Source organism: Psychrobacillus sp. (genome assembly GCF_056205495.1).
Genome location: NZ_JBAEAP010000227.1, coordinates 1 through 11,587 on the forward strand (window position 1 = coordinate 1; position 11,587 = coordinate 11,587).

Here is an 11,587-nt window from a genome sequence, read left to right on the forward strand (position 1 = left end):
ATATCCTAACATATTGTGATATTGAATGACTTCTCCCGTAGCCTTGTTAATTTCAATACTAGCACCGCTACCACCGTTTCTATGGTTATACATATATTGAATACTGTAGACCGTCTGACCATTGTAGTTTTCAATCTCATCAATAGATTGAATGCTCAATTTAAGCTTGTCAGATTTATTTTCTAACAGCTTTTCAGCGGCTTTCTTCGCTTGTTCCATAGTGATCCCCTTCTGCTTTGCAGGTAGAGGCTTCTCTACAATCTTTTTAAGCTTTGCTTTGGATGGAAATTTATCCGTATATCCATTTGGAGTTAACCACTTACCTGTAGCAGCACTCAATCCAAGAAAATTACCTGTCGGTTGGTAAACTAGCTTAACCGTACGCTCTCCCGATTGATAGTCAATATTTACCTGATATTTAAGCTCTACCCCTAGATTCTCTTTTAATTTGTTTAATATATCTTTTTCTGACTTAATATTTTTTACTTCGTCGAACGTATTCTTTTCTTGTGTAGATGGATATTTATAAAAACTAGTAATTTGACCATTTCCAAGAACATTTATATCTACACGGTTGTCGGATATAGATATATCATTTTTAGTTTTAGTGAATGAAAAAGAGTAGTTAATTGGTTCTGTTAAAATCCTTGTTGGATAATAGTAATTATTATCGCTTTCGAGCTGATAGGAATCCTCCTTCAACAAGCTTTTCACAAAGTCTACGGCTAATTTTCTAGCTTCGTCCTTAGACACCTTTGCCGGGAATAAGGCATCTGATCCAATTGGTGGAGAATATGAAAAATGCTCGATATCTAAATTATCTCCAACAAACCCGACACTTCCATACACTCGTTTACCTTCTATTGTCTGCGTAAAGCTAAGACTATACCGGGATGTCTCATCCTCTGGAGTATAATAATTGCCACTACTCATCTGAAAATCACTGCTTTTTAATGAATCAAACTGCTTTGGAAAATACGAGCGAAACTTTTTAATTAAATCGTCCTTTGTATAAACAACGTTTGAAGCTGCTACCTGTACAAGCGGTTTACTAGTCTGATTCATCCCATTTGGAGCAGCGCTTACAGTAGTAGAAAATAACCCAACGGTCAATGCCGATGAAGTTAATATAATCCCAAGCTTATTTAATCTCACCTAAATAGTCCCCCATTTTATTTCTATATTTTCGTATCTATATCTTCCTATGCTTGTCTATAAATTTATCTATGGAATAGGTTGCTTGAACATAATCTGTTTCCTAACTCTCCTCCCTTTTAAACACAAACTTGTTTATATATATGCTCCGTAAAATTAGAATATTCCATTTTATTAAGTTTTTTTTGACTGGAGAGGTAAAAGAGTATTTAGAGTGGGATGACAGAGAACTATTTAGGAGAGTGTAGTGAAGTGAAAAAGGATTGTAGTAAATTATGTGAGGATTGTCGTAATCCATTGCTTGATTGTAGTAATCTAGCCAACGATTATCGTAATCCATTTGGATTGTAGTAATTCGTGGTGGCATTGTCGTAATCCATTTCTTGATTGTCGTAAAGTTTGAGTTGATTGTAGTAATCTAGCCAGGCATTGTAGGAGTCCGAGCTAACATGACTAAAACAAAAAAATGGCCGTGATTTTCATCACGACCACACACTTCTTCTAATTATGGATTAGTTGACCATAGTCCTGCAGATTTAAGCAGAATTCTTGGGTTCATTTTCAGCTGAGCTACCATAAAGTCAGCGATGTCTTCTGGTTGCATTACTTTTTCTGGATTTCCGTCTGTCAGGTTTAATTCGATTGCCATGTCTGTAGCAATAGTGCTTGGTGTTAATGTTACAACACGGATATTTTGCTTTCTTACTTCTAGCATTAGAGATTCACTCAGTGCGATTACCGCAGCTTTAGATGCACTATAAGCACTTGTAACTGGAGCTCCCTTTTGTCCTGCAGTAGAAGAGATATTAATAATGTCCCCTGCGTTTTTCTCGATCATGTCTGGTAGTACTGCTCTAGTTACGTAGTACACACCCATCACATTTACTTGAATGATATTAGCCCAGTCCTCTGGATCTACTTCAAGGAATTTACCGAATTTAGAGATTCCGGCATTGTTTACCAAGATTTCGATTGGACCAAGCTCCCCACGGATTTTTTCAACTGCACTGTTCACAGATTCCATGTTGGATACATCAGCAGCAGCTATGGAAACTTTAACACCATATGTTTTTAGCTCACTTGCAACTGCCTCTAAGTTTTCGATTGTTCTTCCTAAAAGTCCTAGGTTAATACCTTCTTTAGCAAAGGCTATAGCTGTTGCGCGACCAATGCCTCGACCTGCACCAGTGATTAATGCTGTTTTCCCTGTAATTGCTTGCATGCAAATCTCTCCTTATGTATAAGTTTTTCTCACACATTTAGAGTACCCTCATTTGGAGAAAAAATATATTATTTTGCTTTAAAGGACATTTGCTTTGCTGCAGGTTTTATTTCCTTCACGCTTTCAAGCACGGCAAAAATAATCCCCAGCATTAACTGGACGAATCCGAAGGTTCTCAAATCTTCATTTGGAAATCCCAAAAATGTAGTGATAACCATCACCATTCCTAATGTCATCATATATAGGCATATTACTATTGGCTTTACATTTAACTGAACTTGTTCGAGCTTCGTTAGCATAAAAATAACACCAACTATTAATACGATAGAGCCAAGGTATACTAGAGAAATATTCTTCTGAATGTAACTTCCAAATAATACAATGAGCCCTAAAAATGCTAAATAGTTCCCCGTCCGTTTGATGTTCAAAGGCTTTCTTACTCGTTTCGTTTTTCTCGAGCCAAGCACCAATGCACCTAGCAAAAATAAACCTATCCCATAGATCAATAAAAATGAGTTACCAGTCGAGCCTAGCTCATTAACTGTCAATGACATAAAAAGAGAACCAAACAACATAGATAATAATCCTAGAAAAAGTGCCATAATACCTCCTATATTATTTTTCCTAATTATCCCACAATAAGAAACTAAATGGTATTTTTTTATTTCTAATTAGTACGCCATAAATGTTATTTTTTTTTTAATAACTGTGTTTTAACCAATTCTATTTGACCTTTATGCGTGTATTGTTCTCCAAATAGTTAGGATATCCCTGCAGTATAAAAGTTACTGGATTATTCTTGGTTCCTTGCTCTAAAGTAAATACTTGAGAACTAGTCGTGTCAGAAATTCGATGAGATATAGCTAGCGGTACTTTAAGGCCATTTCTATCCTCGCCTGTAGTGAAAATTGTTTGATTAAAACCTAAATGCTTATCAAAATCTACCTTAAAACTAGACTCATCTATTATTTCTAGCTGCAAAGGATATTGTTTAGATATAGAAGCCACTTCTTTTTTATCAAAGTCTATAACGATCTCTCGCTCATCCCTTGGCATAGCCAAAATATCACCGATAATTAAATATAATTCTTCTGATTCCTGAAAATAATTGCTTTCTAAATAAATCGTTCTTTTTGTAGTATCAGCACTTCCAAAGCCACTAATGGATGTGGATCCACTTCCCCATACGTTTCCACTTTCATTCTGCAACTTTATAGAAGAAAAATCAAAAATAACCATATCATTTTGTGGATCCGTTTTTATATCAATCGCAGCATGCAAAGGAGATATTTTTACCTGTTCTACAGTAAATTTTTGTCCTTCTACTACTACCTCACGATTTAGCTTGTAATGCTTTGGCTTTGCAATTTTATTTTTTAACTCAAATGGTATGACAAATGTTAAATCCTCTTCTCCACGTATTGAAAACTTTAATGTAAAGGTTGGATTATTATAATCGATTGCGCCACTAGGGTCAGAAATCCTAATGGTGCTCTCCACTTTTTGGACCACTTCTTTTTGGGCATGCTCAGAAGTTACATAAGCAAGACCAAGCTCTTCCTCATTTTGGAGCAGGACTGTGTCTCCTAGATGATAACCATTTACGGTATTAGGAGACTCGAGGGTATAGGAAAGTAGCATACCAGTATCATCTGCTATCACCCCATCCAACGTAAAAGTAACATCATTTTCTTTTGCAGAAACACCGATTGCCTCAAAATAGTTGTTTCTGACACTATCTTCTACCCCTCTATCATATTCTACGATTGCTACAATAGCCCCCAAGCCCGGTACATCCTCAAAAATCTGGGCAAAGGCTGGAGAAATGCGTGTCATAAAGGCGAAGCCAAGGAAAAGCACAGCTATAGCTGAGAGGCTAAATACTATTTTAGACCTGCGCTGTTTTTTTCTTTGCGCTATTTTAATACCGTTTAATATGGTGCTTCCAGTAGCTGAACTAACCTGGATAGCTTCCATTTGTTCATTTACTAAATGCTTGATTTGTTTTACATTGGTCATTAAACATCGCCCCCTCTCTCTCCCATAAAAACACGAATTTTCTTTAGCGTATGATGTAATCTTGACTTAACTGTCCCCTCTGGAATTTGTAGCCTTCTTGCAATTTCGCTCACCTTTAAATCATTAAAGTATTTTAGATGAATGAGCTCTCGTTGTGCACTCGGCAACTCTCTAAGTGCAAGCATAAGATCCTGGTTAGAGGAATGATCTTCTTTTTCTACATCTTCATTTAATGAATATAAATTACCCTGTTTCTTCAATGTGTCCATACAATAATTTAACAGGATTCTCACTAGCCAAGTTTGAAAGAAGGACGGCTCCTTTACTTGGTGACGCTTGGTGTAAGCTCGAAACGTCACTTCCTGTAGAGCCTCCAACACATCATGTTCATTTTTTAAATATATAAAGGCAGTTTTATATAAAACATCACGATGTATTTGCATTAGCTGTAAGAAAGCATCGTCATCTCCTGTGATTGCTTTCCTAACTAGGTGCTCCATTTTTGTTCCCCCTCTTTTGTAACTGTTAGACGTTAATTTACATAAAAACGTTCAATGTAAATAAAAAATATTATTTAAATGGAAAATGACTACGTCTTACGTACTGAATTCTTCTATTTCTCTTTCACTCTCTTTTACTTGTATGTTAAGATAGTGACCGATTGAAAGAGAGAGGTATGTAACATGAAAAAATGGATTATGTATATTTTATCCTTAACCATCTTGCTAGGAGCATGCAGCAGTATAAATCAGTTAGTGGTGGAGGACGAAAATCCAAGCACTGAGCAAGAGAAAGCTGAGAAAGCTCCACAAAAAGAATTCTCTGAAGCTACGTCGAGCACTACTCATGACGTATCTAAGCTTAAAGAATTTCCATTGGTCAGCGTGATTGATGGGGATACGATTAAAATAAAATACAATGGTGCAAATGAAAACGTGCGTTTTTTATTGATAGACACTCCCGAAACTAACCATCCTAAGCTGGGGGAACAGCCTTTTGGACAGGATGCAAAGGATTTTACGAAACAATTACTGAAAGGACAGGATACAGTCTTTTTAGAGTTCGATGTTTCCTATAGGGATAAATATAACCGGCTTCTTGCCTATATCTATACTTCTGATGGAAAGAATCTGCAAGAAGAACTGTTAAAACAGGGTCTTGCCCGAGTTGCTTATATTTACGCACCTAACACTAAGCATGTAGACTGGTTTGAAGCCATTCAGAAAAAGCTCAACAGCAAGCAATCGGGATATGGTCAGTGGAGAATTATGTAACGAACAGTGGCTACAATAAAGATGCTGTTGAAGAAGTGAAAGCAGCTGATAAAACTAATGAGGAAAAGAAACCGAATGGTAATACTGATTGTACAATAAAAGGTAATATCAACTCTAAGGGCAAGAAAATCTATCATGTCCCTGGTCAGCAATATTATGAAATGACAGTTGCCGAAGAAATGTTTTGCAGCAAGGAAGAAGCTGAAGCAGCAGGGTTCCGAGCAACAAAAAGATAATAATATCTTCAGCTCCATCACCCGGTGATGGGGCTTTCTTTTTTTCTAACTTATTAAAAAGCCCTCACTCAACCTGCTCCAGTTAGAAAAATTTACAAAAACTTCTCAAAAAAATGTTAATAATACATTAAAAGAGGGTATCTAGTTACCACTAATATATTTTCTGAATAATATAATAACATAGCATTAGCTTTAATTCTTAATACTATATCTAATAAAAGGAGTGATTAAATGGAAAAAAAAATAAAAAAACCATCTTTACCCTATTCATTATTCATCCTCATATTAATGGTTGCGGTTATATCCACTGGATTAATACTATTGGAAGCTCCTATCCAAATTATGCTATTCACTGCGATCGTTGTTCTCATCCCTTTTGTTTTGCGCCTTGGCTATTCTTATGAAGAAATTGAAAAAGCAATGTTCGCTTCCATGCTTAAAGCCCTTAAGCCTTCCCTAATATTAATGGCAGTAGGAATATTAATTGGTACATGGATAGCATCTGGTACAGTTCCTACTTTAATCTATTATGGAATACAGTCCATTTCCCCGCAATTTTTCTTAGTAACTACCCTCTTGTTTTGTTCCGTAGTCTCTATGGCTACTGGTTCTTCTTGGGCAACTCTAGGAACTGCAGGTATAGCTATGATTGGTGTGGGACAAAGCTTAGATATTTCTCTAGCGATGACAGCTGGTGCAATAGTAAGTGGAGCTTACTTTGGGGATAAGCTTTCACCCTTATCAGATACAACAAATCTCGCTGCAGCAGTCGTTGGAATAGATGTATTTACCCATGTAAAGCATATGCTTTGGACAACCGTTCCCGCCTACGTTTTATCAGCCATTATATTTACCCTTATTGGTTTAAATACAGAAGTAACGGCTGTTAATTCAGCTGAAGTTAATAGCTTGACTGGATATTTAGCAGCAAACTTTAATTTAGGTATTGTCTCCATTATTCCAGCACTATTTCTCTTTGTACTACTAATTACAAAACAACCTGCTATCATCTCCGTATTTTTAGGAGGAGTCGCAGGTGCCCTTATCGCTATTTTTTACCAAGGTATAGATATGGCAAGTATTTTGGGAGTAGCTTATAATGGCTTTTTTGTGGAATCAAATATTGAAGCAATTGATTCCTTGCTACAGCGAGGGGGATTAGTAAGCATGCTGCCAATGGTAGCAATCTTTATTTTTGCCCTTGGCTTAGGGGGGTTATTGAACATCTCGGGAGTTCTAGTCACCATCATTGATTCTATAATAAGAATGATAAAAAGTAGAGGTTTACTCGTTTTTGTAACTATGATCATGTCCTATTTTACACTCGGTCTTGGGGGAAGCTTTTCATTTGCAGGTGTTATGACAGGTACATTCATGAAACCACTTTTTGAAAAGTTTAATTTACGGCCAGAAAACCTTTCCAGAGCTATGGAAGATACCGCAACACAGGGCTGTGCTTTACTACCTTGGACTGCAAGTGGCGTCTTTACTGCAGCTACACTAGGTGTACCGACATTGACTTATCTTCCATTCTGCTTTTTAGCATTGCTAACTCCAATTTTTACTTTTGTTTACGGACTCACTGGTTTTTCAATGAAAGAGAAAAATCTTCCTAATCGCTCGCCAAAAGAGGTTCCAACAACCTGATTAGCTTCATGCAACATCGTATGAATGCGAAAATCCACTCTTCTATATAGTAGAGTGGATTTTTGTATGCTATTACGAGGGACTGCCTCCTCGCTTTTTCCCATTTGCCTGTCGGGACAGACACAGGTGCTTGCGCTTTTCTTCTATGTCTAGCTTCAGCACCTTGCCCCTCGGGTCAAATGGGTAAAAGCTCCGGTGGCTGTGGGACTGCCTCCTCGCATTTTCCCATTTGCCTGTCGGGGCAGAAACAGGTGCTTGCGCTTTTCTAATTATCTAATGGTTTTTAGTGCTGTTGCCCATGGGATGACCTGATCTAGCATTTGATTTACTGAGTCAGCTTGAACGGCTGCTGGTTTGAAATCCGTGCCATTTTCAAAGTCAGTAAATAATGAAAGAGCCGGATGTACACGTACATCTGCTACTAATAATTCTCCTAAGATTCCTCTTAAATGTTCTGTTGCACGTGCTCCACCAACTGATCCGTAAGATACAATGCCAGCTGCTTTGTTATTCCACTCCACACGAAGATAGTCGAGCGCATTTTTTAGTGCTCCTGTAATTGAGTGATTATATTCTTGTACGATAAATACAAAGCCGTCACAATCAGCTACTCTTGCTGACCAGGCTGCAGCTCCTGAAGCATCGCCACCAGCTTCCCCTAATAGTGGTAGTTTAAATTCAGCAATATCAATAATTTCATATTGAGCATCTCCACGTTTGTCTGCTAATTCTTTTACCCAGTTACCTACTTGTGGACTTAAACGACCTTCACGAGTTGACCCTAAAATAATTCCTATTTTTAACATATCTTTTCCTCCTACCTTTGCTCTTATTTATTTTGTATAAACATTTTAAATACAAAACTTGCTCTTTCAGGTAAAGCTATATAAACTAAACGACTTACCTCAGTTCAATATATCTCTAATTCGAGGTAATAATATCACATTAAAACGTAGAAAGCTAATAATTAGATTCAAAATTTTCCGATTTTTGTATTTTACGTTTGGTTTAGGTGTTAAAATGTATATAACTAAATTTTCTAATCATAAAGGGCTGTTTAAAATGGTTAACTATTCTATTTTAGAAAAAATACTCTTCCCTTCTATTCGTTTGGATGAAAAAAAGCTAGAAGATAAACTTGATGCTAAAACTGTTCTTATTACTGGAGCTAGCTCTGGAATAGGTAGAGAGCTTGCGTTTGTTTTAAAGAATATAAACGTACACCTTGTATTGGTAGCAAGACGCGAAAAAGAACTATTGATAATAAAAGAAGAAATAGAATCCTACAAAGCTAAGGTAAGCATTATTTCGGCAGATATGAGAGAAGATAAAGATATGGAAAAATTACTAAGCTTTTTGCATCAGCTCCCCAATGGACTAGATATTGTGGTTAGTAATGCAGGCTTGTCCATTAATCGTTCGATCGACAAGTCATTAAATCGTTATCATGATTTCACTAGGACGATGGCTATTAATTACTTCGCTCCCGTTCAACTGCTATTGTCCACCATACCTTTAATAGAAAAAAATAAAGGGCATATTGTAAATGTGTCGACAGTTAATGCCTTGCTTCTTCCTATACCTTTCTGGGCCGCTTATCAGGCGTCTAAATCTGCATTTGATACATGGTTCCGCTCTGTGTCTTCCGAAATAAATGGAAAGGGTATTTTAACTACCACAGTATACCTACCATTAGTTAGGACTCCAATGATTGAGCCTACCCTTGCCTATCGTAATACACCTGCCATGAGTCCTTTACATGTTGCAAAGATTATAGCAAATTCCCTGTATACAAAAAGAAAAACTTTTCAACCTTGGTGGCTGATTTTCGGTCAAATAGGTTCATTAGTTGGCCGAAGAGGGTGGGATTATGTATTGCCTAAAATCCTTCAGAAAAGAGGGCTTAACAAATGATTATTTCCTTATTGCAAGTAATATGGAAGATAGGGCTCCTCTCTCCTTCTGGCTTGTTTCGTTTAGTCTTTACGATTTATAAAGAAGGTATTAACTTAATGGTTTTAGTACGGCTTGCGGAGAAAAGATTTAGCAATCAAATAGCCATAGTAACCGACACCGAAAGTATTACATATAGCCATTTAGCAAGAAATTGTGAGGTTGCTTCTGTTTACTTAAAAGACATCCGGCATTTAAGTTCAGGTAAAAATGTAGCTATTTTAAGCAAAAATCATCATCATTTTGTTCATTCTATTTTTGCTGCTTCCCGCTTAGGAACTAATGTTTATTTGATGAATCCAACGATGAGTACCATTCAATTTAAGCAATTAGTAGACACCTATCATTTCGATTTATACATATATGATGAAGAAGCCATATCACTATTAAAAGAGCTTCAAATACTCCACTTGGCAATTGAAAGTAGTTACATTAACCATTTCATACGTGAAGATATCAGACTAAAAGCTACATCGATGAAAAGATCGTCAAAAGGTAAGCTCATATTGCTAACAGGCGGGACAACTGGGACACCTAAAAAAGCAGTCCATAAACCTTCTTTACTCAACTACTTACATCCCTTTTTAACAGTGTTAGAAAGATTGAGGCTAATGCAATATCGTACGGCGTATATTGCAACGCCTCTCTATCATGGGTATGGTATCGCAATTTTGCTTACCTTTATCGCTCTAGGGAAAAAAGTAATCATTTCAGAGTACTTTCAAGCAGAAAAGGCTAGTCAAATCATTAGAAGACATAAAGTCGAAATAATAACAGTTGTACCTCTTATGATTCATAAATTGTTTAAGCATAAACCTGATTATTTAACCTCTCTACAATGTATTGCTTCAGGGGGAGCACACCTTAATGCCAAGCTAGTAGAAGAGGTCAACAATAAGCTAGGACCCATTCTCTACAACCTTTATGGCACTTCCGAAGCTGGTCTAAATACGATTGCTACACCGAAAGACTTGCTATACTCTCCTGACACAATTGGGCGATTAGTTAAAGGGGGGAAACTAGAAGTGATTGGGAATGGGACTCAACTAAAAGAAGGACAGATTGGACAGCTATGTACAAAGAATAGATGGTCTATAAAAAACAAAGAAGCTTCCTGGATTGAGACTGGAGATATGGGATATAGGGATACAAACGGATATTACTACTTGTGTGGGAGAACAGACGATCTTATAGTTTCTGCAGGGGTCAACATATACCCTAAAGAAGTAGAACAAGTATTAATACATCATCCTTTGATAAAAGAAGTGGCCATTTTAGGCATAGCTGACGAACAATATGGTCAAAGGCTAATAGCATACGTTGAACTGAACAACGAAGGCGAACAATTAACTGAGATAACTTTATTAGAGTGGCTTAGCTTAAGAATTCCACGTATTCATCTTCCAAAGGATATAATCTTTGTTGACCAATTACCTTATACCACTTTAGGAAAGCTAGATCGAAAACAATTAGCAGCTTGCCGTTGAAGTAACTCTGTTAGATAACTCGAATACTTCTTTCCAGAATAGAATAACTAACAAAAAAACCCCCCTTAGAAAAGAGGGTTTTTTTGTTAATCTCCATAATCGGCAGCGACATCTGCTGTAGTACGTTTATTTTTATAAAATACATTTCCATCCAAATATTTGTGGAAGAACCATTCGCCTGCTCCAATAATTACTGCTGCTATTAGTGTACCAAGAGCAAGGTTTCCGTCGGCGTCTACTAAAGCAATTTGCATAAACCAAATGGTTAAAAAGGCTAATATAATATCTCCACCTGTTGCTATCATGTTTCTTACATTTTGGCTGGAGCGATTTGCCGCAAGTCGGAACAATAGGAAGTCTCCTAAAATGTAAGCTAAAACAGTCAACACTAAGCTAGTCCATATAGAATCTAGGAATGGGACATCAAATATTAATGTCAAAACAACTAAAAGGACTACTGTTATCATAAGAAATTTTATAAGAAGTGCTTTTAAATGCTTCATTTGTTTGTCCTCCTTTTTGTATTTGTTCTATTTAAAATGTTCCCTTATTCTTTCCAATTAAACACAATGATTTTAAAATATAAATCTAATA

General features: G+C 36.7%; 10 protein-coding genes and 1 pseudogene. 4 read left to right on the forward strand and 7 right to left on the reverse strand.

Translation table 11 applies throughout. From position 1 onward, the window contains the following. The 5 genes from AC06OU_RS06500 to AC06OU_RS06520 all read right to left on the reverse strand — a co-directional run. Positions 1 to 1,155: YcdB/YcdC domain-containing protein (locus AC06OU_RS06500; protein WP_475854765.1), on the reverse strand; the 1,155-nt coding region annotated here is incomplete at its 3' end. A gap of 505 nt (positions 1,156 to 1,660) precedes the next feature. Beyond that, a complete protein-coding gene (locus AC06OU_RS06505; protein ID WP_475854767.1) occupies positions 1,661 to 2,377 on the reverse strand; it encodes a 3-ketoacyl-ACP reductase in 717 nt (238 codons plus the stop codon). Positions 2,378 to 2,445: 68 nt separating this feature from the next. Beyond that, positions 2,446 to 2,979 carry a hypothetical protein gene (locus AC06OU_RS06510; protein ID WP_475854769.1) on the reverse strand — a complete coding sequence of 178 codons (534 nt, stop codon included), beginning with the start codon at positions 2,977 to 2,979 and terminating at the stop codon, positions 2,446 to 2,448. A 121-nt stretch (positions 2,980 to 3,100) separates the two neighbouring features. After that, positions 3,101 to 4,396, reverse strand: a complete 1,296-nt coding sequence (locus AC06OU_RS06515) for a DUF4179 domain-containing protein (protein ID WP_475854771.1) — start codon at positions 4,394 to 4,396, stop codon at positions 3,101 to 3,103. Beyond that, the gene (locus AC06OU_RS06520; RefSeq protein ID WP_475854773.1) at positions 4,396 to 4,896 is read right to left on the reverse strand and encodes a sigma-70 family RNA polymerase sigma factor; all 501 of its coding nucleotides are present in this window, start codon (positions 4,894 to 4,896) and stop codon (positions 4,396 to 4,398) included. The genes AC06OU_RS06515 and AC06OU_RS06520 overlap by 1 nt, the downstream gene beginning before the upstream one ends. Before the next feature lie 183 nt (positions 4,897 to 5,079). Between AC06OU_RS06520 and AC06OU_RS06525 the strand changes: the two are divergent. Both AC06OU_RS06525 and nhaC read left to right on the forward strand, forming a co-directional pair. Beyond that, positions 5,080 to 5,906: pseudogene (locus tag AC06OU_RS06525) on the forward strand (thermonuclease family protein). Between the two features lie 231 nt (positions 5,907 to 6,137). Beyond that, a complete protein-coding gene (nhaC, locus tag AC06OU_RS06530) occupies positions 6,138 to 7,553 on the forward strand; it encodes a Na+/H+ antiporter NhaC (RefSeq protein WP_475854775.1) in 1,416 nt (471 codons plus the stop codon). 269 nt (positions 7,554 to 7,822) lie between these two features. On the opposite strand, the gene AC06OU_RS06535 is transcribed toward nhaC, so the two are convergent. Beyond that, entirely contained in the window at positions 7,823 to 8,359 is a 537-nt protein-coding gene (locus AC06OU_RS06535) for an NADPH-dependent FMN reductase (RefSeq protein ID WP_475854777.1), read from the reverse strand. 256 nt (positions 8,360 to 8,615) lie between these two features. Here AC06OU_RS06535 and AC06OU_RS06540 point away from each other — a divergent pair, with 256 nt between their 5' ends. Together AC06OU_RS06540 and AC06OU_RS06545 are read left to right on the forward strand one after the other, a co-directional pair. Then, entirely contained in the window at positions 8,616 to 9,467 is an 852-nt protein-coding gene (locus AC06OU_RS06540; protein ID WP_475854779.1) for an SDR family NAD(P)-dependent oxidoreductase, read from the forward strand. Further along, entirely contained in the window at positions 9,464 to 10,993 is a 1,530-nt protein-coding gene (locus tag AC06OU_RS06545; RefSeq protein ID WP_475854782.1) for an AMP-binding protein, read from the forward strand. Before AC06OU_RS06540 ends, AC06OU_RS06545 begins: the two co-directional genes overlap by 4 nt. Positions 10,994 to 11,079: 86 nt before the next feature. Here AC06OU_RS06545 and AC06OU_RS06550 read toward each other — a convergent pair whose 3' ends face one another. Beyond that, on the reverse strand, positions 11,080 to 11,496 hold the full coding sequence (locus tag AC06OU_RS06550; protein ID WP_475854784.1) for a DUF2512 family protein: 417 nt from the start codon (positions 11,494 to 11,496) through the stop codon (positions 11,080 to 11,082). Between the last annotated feature and the right edge of the window lie 91 nt (positions 11,497 to 11,587).